Consider the following 23564-nt stretch of genomic DNA (forward strand, 5'->3'; position numbering starts at 1 on the left):
CCTGACGGCGACCAACAAGACCCGTCTGAGCTGCCTGAGCCTGTTCTGGCACTTCCTGGACGTGGTGTGGATCTGCGTATTCACCGTTGTTTACCTGATGGGGACCCTGTAATGGCTAACGCACACTCCCATGACAGCCACGACGACGCCGGCCACGGCAGCGTCAAGTCCTACGCAATCGGCTTCATCCTGTCGGTGATCCTGACTGCGATCCCGTTTGCTCTGGTGATGTACCCGTCGTTGCCGAAGTCGATCACGCTGATGATCGTTCTGGCCTTCGCCGTGATCCAGGTGGTTGTCCACCTGGTGTACTTCCTGCACCTGGACCGCTCGGCTGCGCAACGTAACAATGTGATCGCCTTCGTGTTCGCCGCGATTGTGATCGTGCTGCTGGTTGGTCTGTCGTTGTGGATCATGTTCAGCATCCACACGTACATGATGGCGAAGTGAGGTAGACCCGATGTCGCTTAAGCACTTTATCCAAATCACCAAACCGGGGATCATTTTCGGTAACGTGCTTTCTGTGGCAGGCGGGTTCTTCCTGGCCTCGAAAGGGCATGTCGATCTGGCGGTGTTTCTGGCAGCCATGATCGGCACGTCCCTGGTTGTCGCCTCCGGTTGCGTGTTCAACAATTGCATCGACCGCGACATCGACCTGAAGATGGAACGCACCAAAAACCGCGTGCTGGTGCAGGGCTTGATCTCCCTGAAACTGGCACTGGTTTACGCGACCATCCTTGGTGTTCTCGGCGTTGCCTTGTTGTACAAGGTGGCCAACCCATTGGCTGCCCTGTTCGCCGTAATCGGCTTCGTTATCTACGTCGGCTTCTACAGCCTGTACCTCAAGCGCAAGTCGGTCCACGGCACGCTGGTGGGCAGTCTGTCGGGCGCCATGCCGCCAGTGATCGGTTACGTTGCCGTAACCAACAGCTTCGACATGGCCGCGCTGACGCTGCTGGTGATGTTCAGCCTGTGGCAGATGCCGCATTCCTACGCCATCGCGATCTTCCGCTTCAACGATTACCTGGCCGCATCGATTCCGGTGCTGCCAGTGAAGCGCGGGATTCAAGTGGCCAAGAAGCACATCCTGCTCTACATCCTGGCGTTCCTCGTGGCGACCTTGATGCTGACCTTCAGCGGCTACGCCGGCATGAGCTACCTCGCTGTAGCAGCGGCCATGGGCATGTACTGGTTGTACATGGCCTGGACCGGCTACAAAGCGGTGGATGACACGGTCTGGGCACGCAAGCTGTTCGTGTTCTCGATCTTCACCATCACCGCGTTGAGCGTCATGATGTCCCTGGACTTCAAGGTGCCGGCGGAGCTGCTGCTGACGTACGCGCCGTAAGGCTGAAAGGCTTGAAGAAAAACCCCGCACATTGAGAGATGTGCGGGGTTTTTTGTTGGCTTATGGAGACTGGATGTGTGAGGCGTTAGCCAAGGTAAGTCGATTCTGCAGCAAGGTTAGCAATTAAAAGCTTGATGCTTATGAGAGATACGTCTGAATAACTGTCATTTTTTACAGGTGTGCGCTTTTTACTGTGAGTCTATGTTCATAGCTCACCTACAGGCGGAGTAATCATCATGGCTTTTTCGAAGTGTTCTTTTGCAAATGTCTCAGTTGGTACGACAATCACACTTGTTGAAAAAAGCTACGCTGAAAGTTTGGGAACATTCAAGAGAGTCACTGATGCTAGTGTGACGATTGTCTGGACTGCATATGGCAAGGACCTGACGCTCGAACATTACAGGCTCTTACAGGTGTTCTTGGGGGTCGATGAGTTGCAAGAAGATGGGACGGTTGTAAAAGGAATTTCAGATTTTTCTGATGATCCGCCAACGGATAATCCATAGGATATAGAACGTACCGACTAAAAATCTCATCTTTAGCTGCTCATGTTTAAAAGTGCCTATGAAAATCTTCGTTTCTCGAGAGAGTGCGGAGCTTTTTTTGCCATGGAGGTACAGATTGCGATCTGGTCTTTAAATCTCTAGATTTGAATTCAGGCAGCGACAGCGCTTCGTTATTCACCAGAGCTTAACTGTCGTAATCCGCGTTTCTTCATCATTGATCAAAAGGCAGGCCGAAATGACTGAGAGGATGACCTGCGACGAGCGTTTTATTGCCCTGGCGCAAGAGCTGAATTACGACATCTATGGTGAGAACACCGCTGGCGGCAATTACGCGCCGCTGATCCGTCATCATGATGAGCTGTATATTAGCGGCATGGTGCCGCGCACCCACGGCAAGATTCAGTATCCCGGTCGCGTCGGGCTGGAGTTGACGCTCAAGGATGCGCAAGCCGCTGCGAGTATCAGTGCGATGCGTTGCCTGGCGCTGATTGTTGATGCGGTGGGTTCGCTGGACAAGATCAAGGCGTTGTTGCGGGTGACGGTGTATGTGAAGTCGACGCCTGATTTTGTGGATCTGAGTGAAGTGGCCAACGGTGCTTCAGACGTGTTCAGCCATGTGCTGGGTGATGCCGGGCGGCATACGCGAACGACGGTGGGGGTGTATCAATTGCCGAAGAATGCGGCGATTGAAGTGGACATGATTGTGGCGTTGCATCCATCGGCTTGAGTCTGATCTCGCGAATTGCCCTCACCCTAACCCTCCCGAAACGTCGGACCGCCCGTAGGGAGAGGGGACTGACCGAGGGGTTCTCAAAATATACGCCGACCTGACAGATCGAGGCGATTGTGGATTCGGCACAGCACGTTCATTTCGGCGTACTTCTACAATATCCCCCAATCGGCTCCCTCTCCCTCGGGAGAGGGCTGGGGTGAGGGGCCTCGGTGTAGGCCATCCCACTAAACCCAAGCCGAAAACCAAAAAGCCCCGCACTGAATCCCAGTGCGGGGCTTTTTCGTCAGCGCTGAAAGTTACTGCGCAGCGATGCTGTAGCCATCAAACGCCGTCTGCTTCTGCAGCGCAGTGATGATGTTCTTGCGGTTCACTGCTTGCTCGGTGCCGTCGTTATCAACGAAGACTTCGCTTTCCAGTTCCGCCTCTTCGCCTTCACCGACGAAGGTGAAACCAAGGAATTCCAGCGCTTCACGGTCAACATTCAGACGTGAACGCGGTGTGCGCAGTGGCAGGGTCACGCTGATGCCGTCTTTGCTGATGGTGAAGATTTCGACTTCTTTCTTCTTCGCAGCCTTGCTCTTGCCGCCGCTCGGGTTGCTGATCGCCTGATGGGTCTGATTCAGCACTTTGAGGGCCAGGCCGTAAACGATTTCCTGGAACGCCGGATCGTCCTTGAAGCTGGACAGGATGCGGCCGATCGAGAACTTGCTGCTCAGGTCTTCCAGGGCAGCGAGGTCGGCGGCTTCGGCGTCTTTCAGTGCCTTGAGTTCGCCCATCAGCTCGTAAGCCTTGTCGTCGTCGAAGCTGTCATGAGCGTGACGGATCGCGGCGCGCAGTTCGCGGATCTGGTCGCTTTCGCGGGTCGACTGGAACGCGTCCAGCACCATCTCGCTGATGATTTTGGCTTGTGGCAGGTGTTGTGAAAGATTGATGGAGTTTTCGTATTCCGCTTTGGACGATTCGGTGACTACGGATTCAGCGGTGTTGAAATCGGACATTGAAATTTCACTACTTTTTAACTTGAGTGGAGATGAGCAAGCCCGAGGGCTTTTTCAGGTCGACTAATTTAGGGGAGCGGGGCGGCGTTGTCACGGAGCAACGGGCCGGCGGTCTCAACTATTTGGCCGGGGTGTGCAGATTCATTGAGCGTACCATCCATTGCTCGGCAGTTTGCTGATCCGTTGGCAGCGAAAAGCGAAACGTCGCGCCGCGCCCATTAACGTCCAGCAACTGAATGTCGCGTCCATGCAATTGCAAGATGCGGTGCACGATGCGCAGGCCCAAGCCGCCATCCCGTCGCGCGCCACCGATATTGAACGGGCGCAGGAACAGCCCTTCGCGCAATTCAGGCGCAATGCCTGGGCCGGTGTCGCTGACCGTAACATCGACCAAAGCGCCATGGGGTTTCAGATCGAGTTCGATTTCGCCGCCCTGTGGCGTGTGCCGCAACGCGTTATCCACCAGATTGGTCAGCACCCGTTCGATCAGCCCAAGGTCGGCGCAGACCGTTGGCAGGTTTGGCACAAACTGCGCCTTGAGTTCGACCTGTCGTGCCTCGGCCGTCAATTCGAATTTCTGAAAGATATCCTGAACCAGATCGGTCAGGGAGAAACGTTCAAGCACCGGTTGCACAAACCCGTGTTCCAGCCGCACCAGTTCCAGCAGCGATTGCGCCAGCCCGCCGACCTTGCGGCTCTGATCCAGCGCGATGCCCAGATAACGCCGGCGTTCTTCCGGGGACAGGGTGGCGTCCTTCAGTGACAGGGTTTCCAGATAGCCGTGCAGCGAGGCCAGTGGCGTGCGCAGGTCATGGGAAATATTTGCCACCAGTTCGCGGCGTTCCTGATCCTGACGGGTCAATGAGCGCCACTGCTCGCCGAGGCGGTTTTGCATCTGCCGGAAAGCCGCGTCGAGAACGGCAATTTCATCCGGGTCGGCGGATTTATCCACAGGCGCTGTGACCGGTTGCGGTGCGCCATCGATATCAAAACGGCTGACCGTTTCGGTCAGTCGCCGTAACGGCCGGGTGATCAGATTGAACGCCGTGAGACCGGCGATCAAACACAGCAGCGCGACCAGTCCGATCGATAGCAGTGCCGTGTTGAGCGCGGCGCTGGTCGCCCCGCGTTCGGCAAAACGGTCGTGTTCTTCGCTAAGCAACACCACGTACAGATAACCGGCGGGTTTGCCATTGACCTTCAGCGGTGCGGCGCTGAAGACTTTGCGTCCGTCCACGCTGCGCGGATCGTCGCCGAGGATCGGCAAGGGCTGGTCGTTGAGCAATTGGCGGATCGGCGCCAGATCGACCTGCTGCCGGAGTATCCGGCCTTCAGGCGCGGCGCTGCCGACAATCTTCCCCTCACCGTCGAGCAAATACACTTCGACACTCGGATTAACCAGCATCAACTGGCTGAACAGTTGGCGTACGGCACCGGGCATCAAGCCGTTGCTGTCCATCAGCACGGTGTCGTGGGCGATGTGTTGCGCCAGATCCCTCGACAACCCTTGCACCACTTCCAGTTCATGCATCTTGCTGGAGCGCACCTGCAGCCATGCCGACGTGCCGCAGCACACCAGCAGCAACACGGCGAAAACGATAGACAGGCGCTGCGTCAGGGTCAGTTTCATGGCTGCTCGGTACCGAATTTATAACCGCGGCCCCACACGGTGAGGATGCGCGTCGGCTGTGCCGGGTCTTTTTCGATCTTTGCCCGCAGACGATTGATATGGGTATTGACCGTGTGCTCGTAACCCTCATGGCTGTAACCCCAAACGGCGTTAAGCAAATCCATGCGCGAGAAGACTTTGCCCGGTTGGCGGGCGAAGAAATACAGCAGGTCGAACTCCCGTGGCGTGAGATCCAGGCGCTGACCGTCGAGGCTGACGTCGCGAGTGATCGGGTCGATGCTCATCCCGTCGAGAATGAGGCTGCCGGCATCCATCTTCAGGTTGCGCGCCATCGCGTCGACCCGGCGTAACAGCGCTTTGACCCGCGCCACCAGTTCCAGCATCGAAAACGGTTTGGCCAGATAGTCATCGGCCCCCAACTCCAGACCCAGAATCCGGTGAAGTTCACTGGAGCGGGCGCTGGTGATGATGATCGGTGTGTAGCGCGCCATGGCCCGGGCGCGGCGGCAGATTTCCAGACCGTCGACCCCCGGCAACATCAGGTCGAGGATCAGCGCGTCCCAATGGCCTTGTTGTAACAGGCGCATGCCCTCGTCGCCGTCGGCGCTGTGGGTCACCTCGAATTGTTCATCCCGCAAATGCAGGCAAATCAGGTCGGCAATGTGCTGGTCGTCCTCGACCACGAGAACGCGTTTGGTCTGTTCCATGAAGCTCAACCCTTCGGCGCGATTGACGCATTGTGCGGGTTTTTCCGGTGGCGAGTTATCACGAATTCGTTAACTCCCTGTGAGGATTTGGCGATCAATCCAAGCCTAGGCTGTGTTCCATGAAGAGCACTTGGAATTTTCGGAGGCGGCCATGTTTTCACGGCGACAGATTCTGTTAGCGGGCGGCGGGCTAGGGGTTGCAGCCCTGGTCGCGGGTGTATTGCCAAAATTGTCGACCAGCGCTGCAGTGGTCAGCGCAGCGCAGGCGGACGAAATGTTTGAAGTGACGCACAGCGACAGTGAATGGCATTCGATCCTGAGCGACGAGCAATACCAGATCCTGCGCGAAGAAGGCACCGAACGCGCCTACACCAGCCCGCTGAACAACGAGCATCGGGTCGGCACTTTTGCCTGCGCCGGTTGTGATCTGGCGTTGTTTTCCTCCGCGACCAAATTCGACAGCCGCACCGGTTGGCCGAGCTTCTGGGCGCCATTGGAGCGTGCGGTGGCGGTGCGCCAGGATCGATCGTTCGGCATGTCGCGCGAAGAGGTTCACTGCCGGCGTTGCGGCGGTCACTTGGGGCATGTTTTCGATGACGGCCCGAAACCCACCGGTCTGCGTTATTGCATGAATGGCCTGGCCATGACCTTCAAAACCGTGGCGGCGTAAGCCATGAAGCGCGGGCGATCTTCACCTCACACAGGACAAATCTATGTGGCTCTTGGTTCTCGCTTATCTCGGTGGTGTGCTGACGATCGTCAGCCCTTGCATCCTGCCGGTTCTGCCTTTTGTCTTCGCTCGCACCGGGCAGCCGTTTATCAAGAGTGGCTTGCCGCTGCTGGCGGGGATGGCACTGACCTTCGCGCTCGTCGCCTCGTTGGCGGCGGTGGGCGGCGGTTGGGTGGTGCAAGTCAATCAGTACGGGCGCTGGCTCGCGTTGCTGTTCGTTGCGTTGTTCGGGCTGACCTTGCTGCTGCCGCGTGTGGCCGAGCGCCTGACCCGGCCACTGGTGTCGGCCGGCAGTCGTCTGTCGCAAGCCGCCGGGCAGGACAATCGCCCGCGTCCCGGCGCTTCGTTTCTTATTGGGGTCGCCACGGGGCTGCTCTGGGCGCCTTGCGCGGGGCCAATCCTCGGCTTGATTCTGACCGGTGCCGCGCTGCAAGGGGCAAGCATCGCCACCACGCTGTTGTTGCTCGCTTACGCGGCGGGTGCCGCGACCTCATTGGCCGCAGCGCTGTTGCTGGGCGGTAAGGTTTTCGCCTTCATGAAGCGTTCGATTGGTACCGGCGAGTGGATTCGTCGTGGCCTCGGCGCGTTGATGTTGGCCGGGGTGGCAGCGATCGCTTTGGGTCTTGATACCGGCATTCTCGCGCGGATATCGACCGCGTCTACCGGAGGGCTCGAGCAAGCATTGGTTGGCAAGCTTTCAGCAAAAAAACCTGATGCGAACGGCACGATGATGGCGCAGATTCCGCCGGCAGATGAGTTGGCGAACGGCAGCATGATGGCCGCCGGCGGCGCGATGAAAATGGCTGCGAAAGCACCGGGCACATTGCCGGTCGAAGGCCAGTTGCCGCCGCTCGACGGCGCCGTGCAATGGCTCAACTCGCCGCCGCTGGATGCGCAAGCGTTGAAGGGCAAAGTTGTGCTGGTGGATTTCTGGACGTACTCCTGCATCAACTGTTTGCGCACCCTGCCTTACGTCAAAGCCTGGGCGGAAAAGTATCGCGATCAGGGGCTGGTGGTGATCGGTGTACACGCGCCGGAATTTGCCTTCGAACGCGATGTAGGAAACGTCACCAAAGCCATGAAGGAATTGGGCATCAACTATCCGGTGGCCATCGATAACGACTACAAGATCTGGCGCGCTTTCAACAATGAATACTGGCCGGCGCATTACTTTGCCGACGCCCAGGGACGCATTCGTTACCACCACTTTGGTGAAGGGGACTACGCCGAATCGGAACGCGTCATTCAACAACTGTTGCGTGAAGCCGGTTCGAAAACCGTCACCGATGGCTTGATCAATGCCGACGCCAAGGGCGTGCAACTGGCCCCGGACATGAACGAAGTGCAATCGCCGGAAACCTACCTCGGCTACCAGCGCGCAGAACATTTCGTGCCCGAAACTAGCTTGGTGCCCAACAAAGCTTCCGTCTATGTACCGCCGGCCAATCTGGCCCTGAATGACTGGAGCCTCGGCGGCCAATGGAACGTCGGCGCCGAACGCGCCACCGCCGGTGCCACAGCCAGCCGCATCGTTTACCGCTTCCATGCCCGCGACCTGCATCTGGTGCTCGGGCCGGGCGCAGATGGCAAACCGGTGCGCTTCAAAGTGTCGATTGATGGTCAGGCCCCGGGCGATGCGCATGGCGTCGATGTTTCCGCCGATGGCTCTGGCCAAGTCACCGAACAGCGCTTGTATCAATTAGTGCGGCAGTCCGGCGGCGTGAAGGATCGAACCTTCAGCATCGAATTTCTCGACCCCGGTGTTTCCGCCTACGCCTTTACCTTCGGTTGATCAGGAGTGACAGACATGAAAACCCAATTCACATGGCGTCGTATGTTGCTGGCCGTTGCGGTCGTCGGCGTGATCGGCCAGGTCTCAGCGTTCTCCTTTGGCGGCGAAGACGCTGTGGCCATCCCGCCACCCACACTTGATGAAGTCACCCAGGCCCACAGCGAAACCGCCGTGTTCGCGGGCGGGTGTTTCTGGGGCGTTCAGGGTGTTTTTCAACACGTCAAAGGCGTGCAGAAAGCCGTTTCGGGATACGCCGGTGGCGCGGCCAACACCGCTGAATATGAGCGGGTCAGCGGCGGCGATACCGGTCATGCGGAATCGGTGCAAGTCACCTTCGATCCTACGCAAGTAAGCTATGGCGACCTGTTGCAGATCTACTTCTCGGTGGCCCACAACCCGACCGAACTCAACCGTCAGGGCCCGGACAGCGGCACGCAATACCGCTCGGCGCTGTTCCCGATCAATGCCGATCAGCAGAAGGTCGCACAGGCTTACATCACGCAACTCGATGCGGCCCATGCCTTCAGCAAACCGATCGTCACCAAACTGGAAAGCTACAACGGCTTTTACCCGGCAGAGGACTATCACCAGGACTTCCTGACCGAACATCCGAGCTATCCATACATCGCGATCAACGACATGCCGAAAGTGGCGAATTTGAAGCAAATGTTTGCGGAGCGTTATCAGGAAAAACCGGTGTTGGTGAAGGGCGGGTCGTGATCGAATCAAGGCCCGTTACTTTAGCCTTGGCCGCTCCATCGCAATCACTGAAGTTTCAAACCCCAGACTGGCAAAGAACGCTTCAGCCCCGTCACGCCCGGCACGCAGCACCCAGGTGATATCGGGGTTGTCGCCCATCACATGTTCAACCAGCGCTCGACCCACACCTTCGCGCCGATGGTGGTCATCAACGACCACCATCGACAGGTATCCGTTGGATAAACCGTCGCTGATGCCCCGGGCGAAACCGATAATCTGCGCATCTTTCAGTGCGACTGCCGTTCGCTGTGAGTTATGGATCAGTTGGGCAAAATGCTCAGGTGAGCCGACGCGATGTCCCCAGCCATGCTGTTGCAGAAACAGCCGCACTGATTCGATTTCGCCGGGATGCAAATCGCGCACGTTCAATGTGTTTTCCATTTCAGATTACGTCCTTGTTCGTCGTCGTTACGAGCGTAGTTGAAGCACGCGCGGAGTCAGGATTTCCCCCACATGCGCATGGCAAATTCAACGAAACGCCGCAGCTTCGGCAGTCGATAGCGATCCTGCGCATACAGCAAATGCATCGGCCTGCTCGGTGCGTGGTAATCAGGGATGACCTTGACCAGTTTGCCTTCACGCAGATCCTGCTCGACCAGCGCATCTGGCAGCATAACGATGCCCATGCCGTTGCGCGCGGCCTGATGCAAACCGGCGGAGCTGTTGATCAGCATCGGCCCGCTGACGTCGACCATGATTTCCCCGTCCGGGCCGCTGAGGCGCCAGCGTTTTTCCACTGATTGCCAGTCATCGCCGGCCGGATAGGCGAACGACAGGCAGTCGTGCTGCTGCAACTCTTCAGGCGTTTTCGGCATGCCGCGTCGCGCCACGTATTGCGGGGATGCGCACACGGTCAGGGTGTAATCGATCAAGGGCCGGGCGATCAGGTTCGACTCCTCGAAATTGCCCAGTCGAAATGCCACGTCGAGACCGCTTTCCAGCAAGTCGGGGCGGCCGTTGGTCAGCACCACATCGAGTTTTACTTGTGGGTACAGCAGCGAATACTCGCTGAGCGCCGGCGCCAGGCGTTCGACACCAAAAGTCAGCGGCGCGGTGATGCGCAACATGCCACGCGGTTGATCGAGGGCTTGTTCGGCCAGGGCTTCAGAATCGGCGACCAGTCCCAGTACTTCCAGGCAGCGCTGATAATAAACGCTGCCAAACTCGGTCAGCCGCTGACGGCGAGTGGTGCGTTGCAGCAGTTGCACGCCCAGCCGTTGCTCCAGCGCGCGCAGGTGATTGCCGACCATCGTCGTCGACATGTCGCACTGCAACGCGGCCGCCGTCATGCTCCCGGCTTCGACGACTTTGATGTAAACGCTCATCGACTGGAATAAATCCATTATCAAGTCCTGCTTTTAAATGATCGAAGTTTTGCCGAGTTTATCCAGTTCAGGTGGCTAACCATACTGCCAGCACACCTGCACTGGAGTTTGAAGTCATGACCGCCGCCCTGATGAACACTTATCAACCGCTGGCCCTTAGTTTCACCAAAGGCTTGGGCACCCGACTGTGGGATCAGGCGGGGCGCGAGTATCTGGACGCGGTCGCCGGGGTGGCCGTGACCAACGTCGGTCATTCGCATCCGCGGATTGTTGCGGCGATCAGCGAGCAGGCGGGCTTGCTGCTGCACACCTCCAATCTCTACAGCATCGACTGGCAGCAACAACTGGCAAAGCGGCTGACCGAGTTGTCCGGAATGCAGCGCGCGTTCTTCAACAACTCCGGCGCCGAAGCCAATGAAACCGCGCTGAAACTGGCGCGCCTTTATGGTTGGCGCAAAGGCATCGAACAGCCGCTGGTGGTGGTGATGGCCAACGCCTTTCATGGCCGCACGCTTGGCACATTGTCCGCCAGCGATGGCCCGGCGGTGCGCTTGGGTTTCAATGACCTGCCGGGGGATTTCGTCAAAGTACCGTTCGGCGATCTCGACGCGTTGGAGCACGTGCGGCAGAAGCACGGCGAGCGCATCGTTGCGATTCTGGTCGAACCGATTCAGGGCGAGAGCGGCGTACAACTGGCACCGCCCGGTTACCTGAAAGCGCTGCGTGAAATGTGCAATCGTCAGGCGTGGCTGCTGATGCTCGATGAAATCCAGACCGGAATCGGTCGCACCGGCCGCTGGTTTGCGTTCCAGCACGAAGGCATCGTTCCGGACGTGATGACACTGGCGAAAGGACTGGGCAATGGCGTGCCGATCGGCGCATGTCTGGCACGGGGCAGGGCGGCGGATCTGTTTACGCCGGGCAGCCATGGCAGCACGTTCGGCGGTAATCCGCTGGCTTGCCGGGTGGGTTGCACGGTGCTGGATATTATTGAAGAGCAGGGCTTGCTGGAGAACGCGCGGTTGCAGGGCGAGCGCTTGCTGACGCGGCTGCGTGCAGAACTGGCGGACAATCCCAATGTGCTGGCGATTCGTGGTTTGGGTTTGATGATCGGTATCGAGTTGAAGCAACCGGTGCGTGATCTGACGCTGATCGCGGCGCGGGATCATGGATTGCTGATCAACGTCACGCGTGGCAAGACGATACGGCTGCTGCCACCGCTGACGATTGATGAGCGGGAGGTGGAGATGATTGTCAGGGGGATTGGACGGGTATTGGCCGCCGACTGATTACTGTGGGAGCGAGCCTGCTCGCGAAAGCGTCATCTCAGTCGACATGTATGTTGAATGGTCGGACGCCTTCGCGAGCAGGCTCGCTCCCACATTTGAAATCAGTAGGGCCTCAGTCCGGATAATCCGTCAAATCCGGCGCCAGCATCCGCGTCTTCACCTTTCCGTTCGAGTTGTGCTGAAAAATCTCTCGCGGCTGCCCCTGTTCGTTGAAAAACACCTGGCCGATCCCCGCCGAATTCCACAAGCGTTTCCCTGCCTCCGCATGTTCAGGCGTGTACGGAACAATGCGCATCAGCCGGCGTTTGGTGAACCAGTTCAGCGGTGAGCGCGGCGAGTAGAGCCAGCGGTTGAGGCGGTCGAACCATTCCAGCAAGGTCGGCGGAAACTCGTTCTTGATCCCGCTGCTGGTGATCTGCCAGATCCGTGGGCCGGCCTTGCGGTGTCGGATAAGGACTTCGTAGACGAAGGAATAATGCACATCGCCGGACAGCACCACGTAATTACCCGGTGTACGCGAGTGTCGGAAAATGTTGAGGATCACCTGTGCGGCGCCGCGATGGGCCATCCAGTTTTCCGCGTCGACCAGCAGCGGGAAACCGCACCAACTGAAGACCTTTTGCACGGTTTCGATCAGCTTGACGCCGAAGATCGGCGCCGGTGAAACGATGATCGCCGACGGGTGATCGAGCAGTTCCTGTTGCAGTTCGCTCAAGGCCTCCCAGTCGAGAAGTCCCGACGGTTGCTTGAGCGCCATCTCGCTGCGCCAGCGTCGGGTGCGGGTGTCGATGACTACCAGCGCGGGACTGCTCGGCAACACGAAATGCCAGTGTTGAAAGCGCAGCAGATCATCGATCAGTGCGTCCTGCACCGGGCTGTCGAGGTATTGATCGTCGCCGCTGGCGCTCAAACCTTGAGTTTGCTTCAACAGATCGTTGAAGGCGTCCGGGTTATTGCCCCAGCCTTGGCACAACATATAAGCGATCAACGCGTTGCCGATGATGCGTTTGGAGAACGGATGGCCGTAGGCCGTTTCCTCCCATTGCGCGGACAGATTCCAGTCATCGGTGATGTCGTGATCGTCGAAAATCATCAGGCTCGGCAGATGCGCGAGCGCCCGGGCGACGTTGCCCAGGCCTACTGTGAAGGCATCGATCCGCGTTTGTTCGAGGGCATAGCGCTTGAGGCGTTCGGGCGTGAGTGCTGGCGCTTGCGGATTAACCAGTGTCCACGCGGTTGGCGACCACACCAGCAAGTACATCGCCATGACTTCGGCGAACGTCACCAGGTGATTGTCAGCGCTACTGCTGGTGAAAATCGGCTTACGTGCGCCGCCGAAAAATCGCTCACGCAAAGTCTCATTGCTCTCCAGCGCCGGTAACAAATCCGCGCGGTGGTAGTAGCTCGCCGGGTGTTCGTAGAGCTTGGCACTGTCGCTGACAACGGCGCCTTCGAGGTGCTCGTCGAACAGGCCGAGACGTGCAATCAATGCATGAATCGCGCGCAGCATCGGCCCGGCGACGTCGTCGGCGTAGACCTGATCGCCGCTCATCATCAACAGCGCCGGGCGTTGTTGCGGGTCGGTTTCGCTGGCCAGCAGTTTGTCGACGCAAAGCAAACCATCCGCCGCCGGGTGATGAGGTTTGCGGCAGGAGCCATGCAGCAACTGATCGATCCGCGAACGCACAACAAGGTTCGGGCTCGTCGCATTGCCATACAACAGATGCGGCGCCCAATCGGCGATGCCATGGGTGTCGTCAATCAGCAGGTCGTAGTCGAAGAGGGTATCGCAGGGCAGGGCGCTTTCCAGGGTGACATCGATGAGATGGACAAACGCCTGACGGCCTACGGGAATGACGGTGCATTTCGCCGCATCGAGAGGAATCTCTCCTACACCTTGCAGGCGCAAGGTCAGAGACAGTTGGCGCGTGCCAACCAGCCACAACACCAGCCGAGTCGGTTCCAGCCGTCGCAGCAGCGGGCCGGCCAAAACAGGTGGCAGCGGGGTCAGGTCATCAAGGGTTGCGGACATCCGGGGACAAAGCTCAAGGCGCACAGGTCGGCGATGATAGCGCAGCCGGCGCCTTGAACCCTTAAGTGAGGCTTAAGAGTCGGTTTTCTGTAGCTTCAGCGCCAACAGCTGCCATTCACCGGACGACGCCTGTTCTTGCACCGAGCAGTCGAAACGGTAGGTGACATCGTCGCCGTTCATGTTGCGCGCGGTGACGCTGTTGCTGAAGGAGTACACCTGATTCTTGAAGCGCTGGGTGGTGATCGCCTTGCTGTCGGCAAAACGCGCCGAGGCCGGGAAGCGCAACGTGCTGGTCACCAGCGGGCTGCACATGACATAGGCGAGCATCGACTTGTCGCTGTCAGCGTCATGCCCGAGTTTTTTGCTTAGGGCGGTCAGGGCTTTGCGTCCCTGCTCGTCACTTTGATCCAGTACGGTTTTTTCCGAGATCGACGTCGGCGCGCGGCTGGCGTAGTTCGGCAGCAGCGCAGAATCCGGCGGCGATGGCGTGTTGTCCGGTTCGATGGCGGCGAAGTTCGGCGCGTTTTCAAGCGGAGCCGGTGCCGCCGCTGATTCGGATTCAGGCAGCAAAGCGGTCGGTTCGACGTTCTGCGCGACGGTGTTTTCGACCGGCGCCTGTTCAGCGCTGTGCCTGGATGGCAGCAGCGACAACGTGATCGACAGCACCACCAACCCGACAATGAAACCGCCCGCTGCGCCGACGATATTGCCGTAGAACAGATTCCAGCTGCCGCGGTTCTTTACCACCCAGCGCCACATGAAACCCCAGGCGGCGATGAACGCCAGAAAACGCAGAAACTCCATTCGATCCTTTCCTTAACCTGCAAAAAGCTTGATGCAGCGCGTGTCGAGACAGCGCGCTGTAGATGGACGGCAAGATATCAAAATCGGTGTCTGCCGCCACGAACACATTCACCGACCGCTCAAACGAACGCTACGTCAGGGCGAAAAACGCGAATGTAGTGATGCCCGCCGCAGTGCCGCAGAGGGCAGCCAAAAGCTGACGGGCGATTGGAGGTTCAACTTGCGAGCGGCGCGCGACCCACATCCATACACCGATGAGCGCACCGGCAGTCGCCATCATTTCCATCAGGGTGCCGATAACGCCAGGCACCGGTGGCCGCGCTGAACCGAACAGTCCTGCACACAGTTGCGCACTGGTCAGGCCAACGATCAGCCCACTGATAGCGCCCAACACATTGGCAAGCAACAGATTCCAAGTCCCACGGACTTTGACCACCCACACCCACATCGCTGGCCAAACCACAAAGAACACCAACACATCCATCGAATTTCTCTCCTGAAATCAGCGCGGGTCGAAGCGCTCGATGCCCCAACCGACAGTGGACGGCAAGATAGCAAAATAGTAGCGTCGCGCCACTGCCCTCAGCCATGTAAAGGATTACGTCATGCCTGCATTTGTCATTCGATTTGCTGCATTTGCCAGTTTGCTTTCAACGCTCGCCGGATGCTCGGCGGTAGGCGTGGTGTCCAGTGCCGATCCTCATCAAAAACTGGCCGATGCCAACGCTTTGGTTGATCAGAATCGACCGCTGCCAGCAGAGCGGCTCATTGTCGAAACGCTGACGATTTGCCAGACCACGGCAGATCAACTCTGCTTCGCAGATGCTTACCGAAGTTATGGTCTGTTTTTCATGTCGCCGACTTTGGCTGGCCAATGGGCAACCCACTACGCCACCGACGGCTTTCTTGATCGCACGGCGACCTACAACTCTCGCTACGAAAAGGCCAACGAATACTTCGAAAAGTCCCGGGCGATTTACGCGCAGGCAGGCAAGTTCGATGCCGTAACCAATATCAATCTCAACCGTGGTTTCGCTTATGAGATGGCGGCGAACAAGACGTCCGCGTGCAGTGCCTACAACGACAGCCTGGCAGCCAGTCAGGAAAATCTGCGTCTTCAACCAGGAGCCGTTATTCGAGTGCCGGAAAAATATGGCACGTTCGAAAATTACATTGCCTTGCAGAAGAAACGCGTGGGATGTGATGCGCAGGGCTGAGCCACGCCGAGCTCATCAAAGAATGTCTTTCAAATAACCCTTCAGCGCGAGGAGCGGCGGATCAAGCTGCTCCAGCGACTGCGCCAGCCTGAGATCGGCTGACAACTTGTGCAGCTCACGCCCCAACGGTTTCTCGACACCGCCCAATGCATCCAGCGCCAGGCCGAGGCACTCATTCATCTTCAATTGAATAGTCTCGACATCGCCACGTTTCACCAACAACTCGAAAATATCTCGCTGGTAGTCACCCATGACCATGTCATCGCGCAGGATCGGGCTCAGGCCTTCTTCCTCGTACGCGAGTTTCAGGGAGAACAGGGCGACTGTTTCCAGTGACGTTTCCATGGTGATGATCCTTGGGGTTTTCGACACTTCACTTACAGTTTACAGATTCCTCAATCCCTTCATTTGTAAGGTCTGAAGAGGCTTTAGAGATCTCACTTACACTTTTTACGTGCTTTTGAGGGGGAGACCGGGGAAACTTTTTACCTTCACATGGCGTGTGAGTCTAAGACGCGGATATTCGTAGAAGACCTGAGAATTCAAGCCTCTAAATCACCGGCCCTTTACCAGCCCATGTCCACACATTGTCAGGCACGCGAGTCGTTACGCGTCTGGCCGCTTTTTCATGAGCGCTGCGTTGCGAGCGGCGATTACTGCCGGTCTCACCATGTCGTCGGACTGCCAAATGATGTCGCGAACATTTCGGATTACAAAATCACCCAACCGATAGCCCCTTCCAGGCCATGCCACCTCACCTGGGCGCCCGACCACTACTAATGGCTGACATCCGTTCTTACAGGTGTAAATAGTCTCTGCACCCTCTAGTGATAAAGTCGCTTCGTTGAGACGTTGTTCAGAATGACAGGCAGGGCAAGTCGTACTCATGTGAGCGTCGAAGGTGGGTTTGAGACCTGTCCCGGGAGGTGGGATATGTGCTTTAGCGAGGACGTCTTGAACTCTCACGATCTCGAAGGCAATGCCATTTGCCTTGTTGTAGTTGCGGACTTTAGCGACTAGGTGTTCAACGATTTGCTCGCCTTGAGTCCGGCGGTAATCGAGGTATCCAATGGTGGGAAGGATTCCATCGATTTCCGCATCGTCCAGGCGCAACGGAAGAATGTATTCACTGCTTTCCGCGAATGCACGGGCCTGCGCAGCTCGTCGTTCAAGGTTGGTCCATTGCTTTTTCGCATACTGCTCGGATATGAGCATCAAGCAATATTTGGAATCGTCCTTATAGACCTTCGATAGATGGACATAAAGATCCTTGCCCCAAAGATTGGCCTGCTCGTATTCGTCATAGAACACGTTTAATCCGGCCAACACGAGGGAAGCTGCGAGCTTCTCCGCTACTGGTCGATCTTCGCCTGCGAAAGAGATAGCGATGTCATATATGGGCACTGTCTTGCTCCATTCCGATTGGACCAGTAACCACAATCGATAACGAGCCATTCGATCGCGTTACACCACATTTACGTCAGGCGAAAAAAAAGGCCTTGCTAAGCAAGACCTTTCTTAATTTTGGTGCCCCGAGGGAGACTCGAACTACACCATTAGAATTCAAAAAGCCTTGTAACCCAATAGTAGCACGGTTTGTACGTTGTTTTGGATAGAAAAATTGGGTAGAAGGTAGGTTAGATTTCTGCCCAGTGAGCATAACATGTCTGATTTCCTGATCCTCAAATCCGGTACGTATCATGTCCGTCTTGACGTGCCAGCAGACGCCCGCGATGCGTTTGGTGGTCGCAAGGTGCTCACGAAAAGCCTCAAAACTGGTAATCGCTCAGAAGCACATGTGTTGAAGCTTCGTTGGTTGCAACAGTGGAAAACTGAGATCGAGCGGGCACGAAAAAAAGAATTCCCTGATTTTCGTGAAGAAGTCGCTCTAATTGTTGAGAAATACAAAGATGAGATTGAAAAAGAAAAAACTAACCCGTTTAACTGGCATGCGGTAAGTATTGAAAAACCGTCTGCTAGCATTGAGCAAATTAACGAAATAAATTCTGTAATCAAAACGCATAAGCTACGCCCAAAGCTGGTAGATGAAGCCATACAGATTGTGATGGGTACCAGTGATTACTCACCAAAAACACCGTTCTTTAAAAGCCGTTTGGATGCTTTCCACAAATATGAAACTGAAATCCGAAAGGTCGAACTATCCACGGTTGATCGGCACGTAAAACGTATCAAGGTTCTTGATTCCTTTCTAAAAGAAAGTGAATTGACTTTGAATCACGACACCATTTCTACGTTTTTGGCTTCATTAGAAATAGAACCGAAAACTAAAAAGCAATATCTATTTTCTTTTAACGCTTTTTGGAATTACGCATACAAAAAAGATCCCGCGTTCAAGTCCGCGTATGCAAATCTAAATAACCCATTTAAAGATCACGAATTGAACCAAGAAAAAAGGGGGATGTACAAAGAGACGACCCGTCGGGCATTTTCTGTTGATGAGATTCAACATCTTCATAAATCAGCCCTAGAAGAAAAAAATCAAAAACTGGCGGATCTCATTGAAATTGGTGCGTATACAGGTGCCCGTATCGAAGAAATTTGTCAGCTTCGATCTGAATCAATCGTCATTGAAGACGGTATCGAATGCTTCCACATACGCGAAGGTAAGACCGATGCAGCCGTAAGGCACGTTCCGGTGCATCCCAAGCTGAAAAACACGCTAAAACGTCTCACAGAGGCTTCCAAGGATGGTTTCCTATTGCAGACAGGCAAAGGCGGGAAATACGGTGTCAAATCCAAGGATCTAGGTAATGACTTCTCTCAGTTCAAAACCCGGCTCGGATTCGACAAAAAATGCGTATTCCACAGCGTTCGTAAGACCGTCATTACGACGCTTGAACGGGCGGATGTAAAAAACCTCGTTGTGATGGCTATCGTCGGTCATGAACCCGGCGGTGCTTTGAATATCACGTTCGACAGATATTCAGAGGGGCCAACACCACGATCAAAATTAGCCGCTATTAAAAAGATTGGCTACGCATTCTCAATCTAACCATCAAACGTATATAGAAATTTTTAATGGTCTAAAAATCAAACGGTATAAAATGGCTGTCCAAATTGGATGGCCTTTTTTTTGGCAGTCCTAAAATTGGCAGTCCAGTTTTTAATAAAGTTGGCAGTCCATTAATTTGACAGCACATTATAATATGGTAATTGTATTAGTAAGCTTTCTTTCTTTTGCAAGCAAGGCCCTTGGACTGCCACTGACTTCGTCGTGTCTGTCCACCCTTCGGGACGGGCCGCTTGGTTTTCGCACTTCGTTTGAAAACTAAAATCAAGATCAAAGGCAAAAGCAAAGTCAAAAGCCGGTTGCTGTAATACCTTCGGATATTACAGAAAGTCAAAAGCCGGTTGCTGCAATGTCTTTGGACATTACAGAAAATCAAAAGCCGGTCACTGTAATGCTTCGACATTACAGAAAAACAAAAAACATATCATGAGGATAATTATGAAGAGTATTGAAGAACTACAAGAAATAGTAAATTACGTCAGCTCAAATTTAGGCAATATGGATTTAACTCTCAATTACGCAATGCAAAGGGTTTACGAGTTTACAAGTGGTATTGAAAAAGATTTAAAGGCTAGAGTAAAAATAGATCACGAATTAGTTTTCAGTGGTGATAATGCCCAAGCGATGAAAGTGTTTAACGAAGTGACAATGTTGGCGTTAGGCTCTCAGAAAATTGACAATCACCAAACCATGCTTTACGTGATGTTGTTTCAAATGTTTCTTGCTGCAAGCCTTCGCAATGATCTAAGAATAGTGTAACAAACACGAACAATAGGCCCCGGCCTTTGTTCACCAAATTAAAAAAATATCGATCAGGAGAACAATGAGCAATGACAAAAAACCAAGAGTAAGAAACAGAGACAAACGTTTTACCCTCCGCGTTACGCAAGAAGAAAAAGATTTTCTACTAGCCGCAATGGCTGCGACCAACTCAAAATCAGTTGTCGAACTCGTACTAAATTCAATAAATAATTCCGGCATCGTCTTAGTGAGCGAGGTCGAGAAATACAGTACCGTTTTATCAAAAGCCAAGGATCTTGGAAGCAACATCAAGAAAGGCATAGACCATATTCAAAAAAAGCCTGAAAAGTTTCAAACTCTGATCAACTACCTAGAAAAAGATGATGGAAAAAATTTAAACGCCATAGTTTCGTTTTCTGCGAATCTAGATCGTGCAGTTAAAGGCTACTGCTTTTACGAAGAAAACGTAAAGCGTTTGACAGACTTGACCCTCAAAGATGTTATTAAGGCCAAGAAAAAAAAGGGGGTGTAAGCCATGATCAATAAAATGATGTATAGAAAAGGAGGCGGGAATAGAACCAGATCATCAGCCAACTACCTTTTAAAACTTAACCCAGAAGGTGACGCAATTGATTGCACCATCCCCCGTTTGGAAGGTGAATCAAATATGGAATACGCCACAAGAATAAAAAATGTTTTTGAAGGCGACCGCGTTCACAATCAAAAAAATCTATATCAGTTTAATATGCTGTCGCTTCACCCAAGTGAAGGCGACAAATTCACCGATGCACAAATGATCCAAATGGCGAAAGAAGTCTATTTAAAGAATGGGGTTAAAAACAGCCTGAACGATAATCGCCATTATCTTTTTGTTGTGGAAAGAAACACCGAGCACCATCACGTTCACGCCATGATCCACTTGACCGATCTCGAAACCAAAAAGGTCAATAACAAGATGATTGATTACAATCCGATCATCAAAAAGCTTGAATTGAAATACGGGCTTTACAATGAACATCGCAAGCCAAAAGACGAAGATGAGTACAAAAAAACCTTTAAGAAAGAATTAAAAGCCATTCTGGATAATGCGTTGAATCCTTCTGAATTCTTGATGCTTGCCAATGCTGCTGGCTTCGACATTCACCACAGTGGCAAAGATGCTTATTCAATGACAAAAGACGGTCAAACCTTCAAGGCTTCCGATCTTGCCGTGTCCTACAAGACGTTAAAAGCGGCATTAGGCGACGATCCTGAGTTTGCCGCTACCCTTGCATCACTTCACACAGATAAGGCCGGGAATGAGGGTTCTGTGACGATTGCGGCCCCTACCAATGGAGCCCCAACCAATCAACCACAGAAGCCACCAGCTCAGGATCATGAACCTGAGCCAGAACCTCAAAAGTCTTACAGCAATTATGGATCGCAAGCGAGCAACGAAAGCCGCAAAGAAATGGCGGATTTTTACAAAGGTTTAAAGATGCAAAAAACCTTGTATAAAAATTATCACTATGATGATCAAGGTAACTACTATTACAACATCAATAAACAAAAAGCTTTTGAATTCGATGCAACATCTGGAACGGTTACACATAGGAATGTTACACCGTCATCAGCAAAAGCGGGCCTGCAAAAATTAACAGAAGATGGAAATCCATCTACCTTGTACACTTCGGGCGGTGAAAAATATAGACGCGAAATCTGGATGCAATTCAATTTGATGAAGCTCGATGAAAAAGGCTACACGCTCAAAGGTTATAAACCGTCAAAAAAAGACATTGAAGAACTACAAATAAAGCTTGACGATCAAACGAAGTTCTATAATCGACCAGATGAAAATAATGTTAAATCTTTACCAGTCGAAAAAGCACCACTTGAAAAATTGAAGCTCGAAAACGCTGATTTTAAGAAGCCTATTGAACAAAGCAACATCAAAGCTTTACCAGTTGAAAAAGCTCCTGAAATCGCGGATGAAAAACCTTCAATTGGTGCGACTGCTGAAAACACTGCTTTGAAAGGTGCAGGAATAGCGGTCGAGGGTGTGTCTATTGTCGCTGAGGGTGTATTGAGTGCGGCTGTTGATGTGTTCACATCAAAAGACGTTGTTGGCGTTCAAGCTGAAATGTTGGCAGAAATGGCAGCACTTGATAGGGAAGCTAGAAGTCAGCAACAAAGTGCAGAAAACGAAGCTCATCAAAACGAGAGAAGAAGACTACAACAATTAAAACCTCATTAAAAAAACGCCTTTTGGGCGTTTCTTTTTATTTCTTGTCAGTTAGGTATCGCGACCAAATTTTATCAGCTTGTGCGTTAACGTCTGTAATTCCCGAGCTTATAAATGTGTCTAATGTTGAGCTGCTGTACCTTTGTAAACCAACAGAATAATTTTCAATATTCAAGCTTAATATTGAATTACCGAATCTAACTAATGATGCTTTATCTGTAAATTTCCCAATCGACATAACCATTAAAACGCATCTATCAGCTTGCATTGGCGTAATGTATTTAACAGTCACGCCCAAATTTTGTGCTGCTGCGATACTGATTACATTTTGCTTTGCAGCAATACAAACGCTTTCTCTTGTTGGTTCTTCGGGCTTTGCTGGCTCATCTGGTGTTGTTTCTGGCGTGGTTGGATTTGAACCATTCCCACCATTACCAACATTTCCACTGACGAAAGCAATACTATTATTTTGTAAAGGCCCGCCGCGATTTTGTTCCATCGGCACTTTGATTACGTAGGCCGCTTGAACTGATATTGAGGAAAATAAAGCGATTGTTAAAAGTGAAAGTCTTATCATTGTGATACCTCGTTATTGTTGTTTGTTTGTTTTTCCTTTTTGTTGATGCCGTACATTTTGAAAAGACAGTAAATGGCGAAGCATTCTAACGCGGCAAAAAAAACTGTGCTTTGCGTAGTGATTGCGTCCGGCATTGAAAATTTAATGGAAACGAAAAAAGCACACGACGCGATAATTGCGAAGTGTGAGCAGTAGAGTATTTTTGAATTTTTCATGTGGGAAAAGATGTTGTTAATATTATTATATATAATAATATTAAAAAATCAAATGCGAACAAAAAGCCCTGTTTTGGGCTTGTTTATTTCAAATCAATTTCAAGTAAAGCAACTCTAATTTCAAAGCCCTAATACGATGATAACGGTCAAACATTTCTGCTTTTCTTTCATCGCTCGGAATCATCTGATCATTTTTGTATGCGTCGAATTCTTTCTGTAATGTGTTAATTCTTACGCTGAAATGTTCAAGCAAGGCTTGGCAATTTTCTTCATTCATTTTTTTCTCCTAATTGTTTAATTTTGGCTTGTTCCTTTTCGAAAAGACGAGTTATGTTTTCATGGTGCTTTTGTTCAACCGGTAATAATTTTGCTGTGATTTGTCTTTTAACATCGTCAGTTGCTCTGACACCACGAAACGGAGCCATTGCCGCGTTTTTCTCTGCTGTATATCGACACCATTCGGCCATTGTCCAACCTGGAGTTGCGAGACTTGAAAAACTATCAAAGTAATTACACATTTCTTCTGCCATCAGTTTTATGTCAAAAATGCATTTGTCCCCGCCAATCTCTCTAACGTCGATATATAAGATCGACTTGTCACCGATGATGCCATCAGCTTCGTCATAGAACCGCGAGACGCAGTTGTCTTTTTCACCCATCGGTTTAGCCACGTATTTGGGTAAAGCGTCGGCCCTCGCTTGTGCTTCTTCATGTTCTTTAACCCATTTTCTATACATTTCTGCTTCCATTTCGTCCGCTTCTTGAATCATCTGCTCAGAAGATTTGAAATTTGCTTTGTTGTAGTCCTGTATTTGCGAATATGTGCAACCGTTCGCACAAGGATTCTCAACAGCAAAAGCATTAACTGAGAATAAGAGCGGTAAAAGCAACATCATTTTTTTCATAAAT

26 protein-coding genes and 1 pseudogene are annotated in these 23564 nt (G+C 53.0%); 14 read left to right on the forward strand and 13 right to left on the reverse strand.

Features of this window, described 5'->3' with window-relative positions:
• The 5 genes and pseudogenes from ACIP1X_RS19625 to ACIP1X_RS19645 all read left to right on the forward strand — a co-directional run.
• Window positions 1-112: pseudogene (locus tag ACIP1X_RS19625) on the forward strand (cytochrome o ubiquinol oxidase subunit III); the annotation flags it as partial.
• A complete protein-coding gene (gene cyoD / locus ACIP1X_RS19630; protein WP_053123586.1) occupies window positions 112-450 on the forward strand; it encodes a cytochrome o ubiquinol oxidase subunit IV in 339 nt (112 codons plus the stop codon). The pseudogene ACIP1X_RS19625 and the gene cyoD, both read left to right, overlap by 1 nt.
• A 10-nt stretch (window positions 451-460) precedes the next feature.
• Window positions 461-1348, forward strand: a complete 888-nt coding sequence (gene cyoE / locus ACIP1X_RS19635) for a heme o synthase (protein WP_053123579.1) — start codon at window positions 461-463, stop codon at window positions 1346-1348.
• Between the two features lie 236 nt (window positions 1349-1584).
• On the forward strand, window positions 1585-1854 hold the full coding sequence (locus ACIP1X_RS19640) for a hypothetical protein (protein ID WP_400754417.1): 270 nt from the start codon (window positions 1585-1587) through the stop codon (window positions 1852-1854).
• A gap of 235 nt (window positions 1855-2089) precedes the next feature.
• The gene (locus tag ACIP1X_RS19645) at window positions 2090-2581 is read left to right on the forward strand and encodes a RidA family protein (RefSeq protein WP_034156086.1); all 492 of its coding nucleotides are present in this window, start codon (window positions 2090-2092) and stop codon (window positions 2579-2581) included.
• A gap of 302 nt (window positions 2582-2883) precedes the next feature.
• Here ACIP1X_RS19645 and ACIP1X_RS19650 read toward each other — a convergent pair whose 3' ends face one another.
• The 3 genes from ACIP1X_RS19650 to ACIP1X_RS19660 form a co-directional block, all read right to left on the reverse strand.
• Window positions 2884-3585: a hypothetical protein gene (locus ACIP1X_RS19650; protein WP_400754420.1), complete on the reverse strand. Its 702-nt coding sequence runs from the start codon at window positions 3583-3585 to the stop codon at window positions 2884-2886.
• Between the two features lie 118 nt (window positions 3586-3703).
• Window positions 3704-5215 carry an ATP-binding protein gene (locus ACIP1X_RS19655; RefSeq protein ID WP_400754423.1) on the reverse strand — a complete coding sequence of 504 codons (1512 nt, stop codon included), beginning with the start codon at window positions 5213-5215 and terminating at the stop codon, window positions 3704-3706.
• On the reverse strand, window positions 5212-5922 hold the full coding sequence (locus ACIP1X_RS19660; protein ID WP_400754425.1) for a response regulator transcription factor: 711 nt from the start codon (window positions 5920-5922) through the stop codon (window positions 5212-5214). The genes ACIP1X_RS19655 and ACIP1X_RS19660 overlap by 4 nt, the downstream gene beginning before the upstream one ends.
• 151 nt (window positions 5923-6073) lie before the next feature.
• Here ACIP1X_RS19660 and msrB point away from each other — a divergent pair, with 151 nt between their 5' ends.
• From msrB to msrA, 3 genes are read left to right on the forward strand one after another with little or no spacing between them, the layout of a single operon-like run.
• Window positions 6074-6592, forward strand: coding sequence for a peptide-methionine (R)-S-oxide reductase MsrB (msrB, locus tag ACIP1X_RS19665; protein WP_212545558.1), 519 nt, complete (start codon window positions 6074-6076; stop codon window positions 6590-6592).
• Between the two features lie 43 nt (window positions 6593-6635).
• The gene (locus tag ACIP1X_RS19670; RefSeq protein WP_400754428.1) at window positions 6636-8444 is read left to right on the forward strand and encodes a cytochrome c biogenesis protein DipZ; all 1809 of its coding nucleotides are present in this window, start codon (window positions 6636-6638) and stop codon (window positions 8442-8444) included.
• 15 nt (window positions 8445-8459) lie between these two features.
• Entirely contained in the window at window positions 8460-9164 is a 705-nt protein-coding gene (gene msrA / locus ACIP1X_RS19675) for a peptide-methionine (S)-S-oxide reductase MsrA (RefSeq protein WP_053123567.1), read from the forward strand.
• 15 nt (window positions 9165-9179) lie between these two features.
• Here msrA and ACIP1X_RS19680 read toward each other — a convergent pair whose 3' ends face one another.
• Entirely contained in the window at window positions 9180-9584 is a 405-nt protein-coding gene (locus tag ACIP1X_RS19680; RefSeq protein WP_400754431.1) for a GNAT family N-acetyltransferase, read from the reverse strand.
• Between the two features lie 56 nt (window positions 9585-9640).
• The gene (locus ACIP1X_RS19685; RefSeq protein WP_400651313.1) at window positions 9641-10546 is read right to left on the reverse strand and encodes a LysR family transcriptional regulator; all 906 of its coding nucleotides are present in this window, start codon (window positions 10544-10546) and stop codon (window positions 9641-9643) included.
• A gap of 98 nt (window positions 10547-10644) precedes the next feature.
• On the opposite strand from ACIP1X_RS19685, the gene ACIP1X_RS19690 reads away from it, so the two are divergent.
• Entirely contained in the window at window positions 10645-11817 is a 1173-nt protein-coding gene (locus tag ACIP1X_RS19690) for an aspartate aminotransferase family protein (RefSeq protein WP_400754433.1), read from the forward strand.
• Between the two features lie 112 nt (window positions 11818-11929).
• Here ACIP1X_RS19690 and ACIP1X_RS19695 read toward each other — a convergent pair whose 3' ends face one another.
• From ACIP1X_RS19695 to ACIP1X_RS19705, 3 genes are all read right to left on the reverse strand, one after another.
• A complete protein-coding gene (locus tag ACIP1X_RS19695) occupies window positions 11930-13849 on the reverse strand; it encodes an alkaline phosphatase D family protein (RefSeq protein WP_400754435.1) in 1920 nt (639 codons plus the stop codon).
• 72 nt (window positions 13850-13921) lie between these two features.
• Window positions 13922-14653, reverse strand: a complete 732-nt coding sequence (locus ACIP1X_RS19700; protein ID WP_400754438.1) for a hypothetical protein — start codon at window positions 14651-14653, stop codon at window positions 13922-13924.
• A gap of 130 nt (window positions 14654-14783) precedes the next feature.
• A complete protein-coding gene (locus ACIP1X_RS19705; protein ID WP_400754441.1) occupies window positions 14784-15137 on the reverse strand; it encodes a hypothetical protein in 354 nt (117 codons plus the stop codon).
• A gap of 121 nt (window positions 15138-15258) precedes the next feature.
• Between ACIP1X_RS19705 and ACIP1X_RS19710 the strand changes: the two genes are divergently transcribed.
• Window positions 15259-15870: a hypothetical protein gene (locus tag ACIP1X_RS19710; protein ID WP_400754444.1), complete on the forward strand. Its 612-nt coding sequence runs from the start codon at window positions 15259-15261 to the stop codon at window positions 15868-15870.
• A 15-nt stretch (window positions 15871-15885) separates the two neighbouring features.
• On the opposite strand, the gene ACIP1X_RS19715 is transcribed toward ACIP1X_RS19710, so the two are convergent.
• Both ACIP1X_RS19715 and ACIP1X_RS19720 read right to left on the reverse strand, forming a co-directional pair.
• On the reverse strand, window positions 15886-16215 hold the full coding sequence (locus tag ACIP1X_RS19715; RefSeq protein WP_400754447.1) for a hypothetical protein: 330 nt from the start codon (window positions 16213-16215) through the stop codon (window positions 15886-15888).
• 261 nt (window positions 16216-16476) lie between these two features.
• A complete protein-coding gene (locus ACIP1X_RS19720) occupies window positions 16477-17274 on the reverse strand; it encodes a toll/interleukin-1 receptor domain-containing protein (RefSeq protein WP_400754449.1) in 798 nt (265 codons plus the stop codon).
• Window positions 17275-17533: 259 nt separating this feature from the next.
• On the opposite strand from ACIP1X_RS19720, the gene ACIP1X_RS19725 reads away from it, so the two are divergent.
• The 4 genes from ACIP1X_RS19725 (at window position 17534) to ACIP1X_RS19740 (ending at window position 21875) form a co-directional block, all read left to right on the forward strand.
• The gene (locus ACIP1X_RS19725; RefSeq protein WP_400754452.1) at window positions 17534-18883 is read left to right on the forward strand and encodes a DUF6538 domain-containing protein; all 1350 of its coding nucleotides are present in this window, start codon (window positions 17534-17536) and stop codon (window positions 18881-18883) included.
• 456 nt (window positions 18884-19339) lie between these two features.
• Window positions 19340-19660: a hypothetical protein gene (locus tag ACIP1X_RS19730; protein WP_100846837.1), complete on the forward strand. Its 321-nt coding sequence runs from the start codon at window positions 19340-19342 to the stop codon at window positions 19658-19660.
• A gap of 64 nt (window positions 19661-19724) precedes the next feature.
• Entirely contained in the window at window positions 19725-20174 is a 450-nt protein-coding gene (locus ACIP1X_RS19735; protein WP_100846835.1) for a hypothetical protein, read from the forward strand.
• Window positions 20175-20177: 3 nt separating this feature from the next.
• Window positions 20178-21875 (forward strand): relaxase/mobilization nuclease domain-containing protein, encoded by a 1698-nt coding sequence (locus tag ACIP1X_RS19740; protein ID WP_400754455.1) that lies wholly within the window; start codon window positions 20178-20180, stop codon window positions 21873-21875.
• A 25-nt stretch (window positions 21876-21900) separates the two neighbouring features.
• On the opposite strand, the gene ACIP1X_RS19745 is transcribed toward ACIP1X_RS19740, so the two are convergent.
• From ACIP1X_RS19745 to ACIP1X_RS19755, 3 genes are all read right to left on the reverse strand, one after another.
• Entirely contained in the window at window positions 21901-22440 is a 540-nt protein-coding gene (locus ACIP1X_RS19745) for a hypothetical protein (protein WP_400754458.1), read from the reverse strand.
• A 303-nt stretch (window positions 22441-22743) separates the two neighbouring features.
• A complete protein-coding gene (locus tag ACIP1X_RS19750) occupies window positions 22744-22932 on the reverse strand; it encodes a hypothetical protein (protein WP_400754460.1) in 189 nt (62 codons plus the stop codon).
• Window positions 22925-23560, reverse strand: a complete 636-nt coding sequence (locus tag ACIP1X_RS19755) for a hypothetical protein (RefSeq protein WP_400754463.1) — start codon at window positions 23558-23560, stop codon at window positions 22925-22927. The genes ACIP1X_RS19750 and ACIP1X_RS19755 overlap by 8 nt, the downstream gene beginning before the upstream one ends.
• Between the last annotated feature and the right edge of the window lie 4 nt (window positions 23561-23564).

The sequence above is a fragment of the Pseudomonas sp. NPDC088885 genome (genome assembly GCF_044750025.1).
GTDB classification, from domain to species: domain Bacteria; phylum Pseudomonadota; class Gammaproteobacteria; order Pseudomonadales; family Pseudomonadaceae; genus Aquipseudomonas; species Aquipseudomonas rustica.

What these genes read in the sequence shown, in the direction of transcription:
- ACIP1X_RS19705 (WP_400754441.1), bottom strand. Translation starts at nt 15,137, where the DNA reads ATGGATGTGTTGGTGTTCTTTGTGGTTTGGCCAGCGATGTGGGTGTGG.
- ACIP1X_RS19680 (WP_400754431.1), bottom strand. Translation starts at nt 9,584, where the DNA reads ATGGAAAACACATTGAACGTGCGCGATTTGCATCCCGGCGAAATCGAA.
- ACIP1X_RS19660 (WP_400754425.1), bottom strand. Translation starts at nt 5,922, where the DNA reads ATGGAACAGACCAAACGCGTTCTCGTGGTCGAGGACGACCAGCACATT.
- ACIP1X_RS19745 (WP_400754458.1), bottom strand. Translation starts at nt 22,440, where the DNA reads ATGATAAGACTTTCACTTTTAACAATCGCTTTATTTTCCTCAATATCA.
- ACIP1X_RS19740 (WP_400754455.1), top strand. Translation starts at nt 20,178, where the DNA reads ATGATCAATAAAATGATGTATAGAAAAGGAGGCGGGAATAGAACCAGA.
- ACIP1X_RS19710 (WP_400754444.1), top strand. Translation starts at nt 15,259, where the DNA reads ATGCCTGCATTTGTCATTCGATTTGCTGCATTTGCCAGTTTGCTTTCA.
- ACIP1X_RS19690 (WP_400754433.1), top strand. Translation starts at nt 10,645, where the DNA reads ATGACCGCCGCCCTGATGAACACTTATCAACCGCTGGCCCTTAGTTTC.
- ACIP1X_RS19640 (WP_400754417.1), top strand. Translation starts at nt 1,585, where the DNA reads ATGGCTTTTTCGAAGTGTTCTTTTGCAAATGTCTCAGTTGGTACGACA.
- ACIP1X_RS19670 (WP_400754428.1), top strand. Translation starts at nt 6,636, where the DNA reads ATGTGGCTCTTGGTTCTCGCTTATCTCGGTGGTGTGCTGACGATCGTC.
- cyoD (WP_053123586.1), top strand. Translation starts at nt 112, where the DNA reads ATGGCTAACGCACACTCCCATGACAGCCACGACGACGCCGGCCACGGC.
- ACIP1X_RS19750 (WP_400754460.1), bottom strand. Translation starts at nt 22,932, where the DNA reads ATGAATGAAGAAAATTGCCAAGCCTTGCTTGAACATTTCAGCGTAAGA.
- ACIP1X_RS19755 (WP_400754463.1), bottom strand. Translation starts at nt 23,560, where the DNA reads ATGAAAAAAATGATGTTGCTTTTACCGCTCTTATTCTCAGTTAATGCT.
- ACIP1X_RS19725 (WP_400754452.1), top strand. Translation starts at nt 17,534, where the DNA reads ATGTCTGATTTCCTGATCCTCAAATCCGGTACGTATCATGTCCGTCTT.
- ACIP1X_RS19730 (WP_100846837.1), top strand. Translation starts at nt 19,340, where the DNA reads ATGAAGAGTATTGAAGAACTACAAGAAATAGTAAATTACGTCAGCTCA.
- cyoE (WP_053123579.1), top strand. Translation starts at nt 461, where the DNA reads ATGTCGCTTAAGCACTTTATCCAAATCACCAAACCGGGGATCATTTTC.
- ACIP1X_RS19715 (WP_400754447.1), bottom strand. Translation starts at nt 16,215, where the DNA reads ATGGAAACGTCACTGGAAACAGTCGCCCTGTTCTCCCTGAAACTCGCG.
- msrA (WP_053123567.1), top strand. Translation starts at nt 8,460, where the DNA reads ATGAAAACCCAATTCACATGGCGTCGTATGTTGCTGGCCGTTGCGGTC.
- ACIP1X_RS19695 (WP_400754435.1), bottom strand. Translation starts at nt 13,849, where the DNA reads ATGTCCGCAACCCTTGATGACCTGACCCCGCTGCCACCTGTTTTGGCC.
- msrB (WP_212545558.1), top strand. Translation starts at nt 6,074, where the DNA reads ATGTTTTCACGGCGACAGATTCTGTTAGCGGGCGGCGGGCTAGGGGTT.
- ACIP1X_RS19700 (WP_400754438.1), bottom strand. Translation starts at nt 14,653, where the DNA reads ATGGAGTTTCTGCGTTTTCTGGCGTTCATCGCCGCCTGGGGTTTCATG.
- ACIP1X_RS19650 (WP_400754420.1), bottom strand. Translation starts at nt 3,585, where the DNA reads ATGTCCGATTTCAACACCGCTGAATCCGTAGTCACCGAATCGTCCAAA.
- ACIP1X_RS19655 (WP_400754423.1), bottom strand. Translation starts at nt 5,215, where the DNA reads ATGAAACTGACCCTGACGCAGCGCCTGTCTATCGTTTTCGCCGTGTTG.
- ACIP1X_RS19685 (WP_400651313.1), bottom strand. Translation starts at nt 10,546, where the DNA reads ATGGATTTATTCCAGTCGATGAGCGTTTACATCAAAGTCGTCGAAGCC.
- ACIP1X_RS19735 (WP_100846835.1), top strand. Translation starts at nt 19,725, where the DNA reads ATGAGCAATGACAAAAAACCAAGAGTAAGAAACAGAGACAAACGTTTT.
- ACIP1X_RS19645 (WP_034156086.1), top strand. Translation starts at nt 2,090, where the DNA reads ATGACTGAGAGGATGACCTGCGACGAGCGTTTTATTGCCCTGGCGCAA.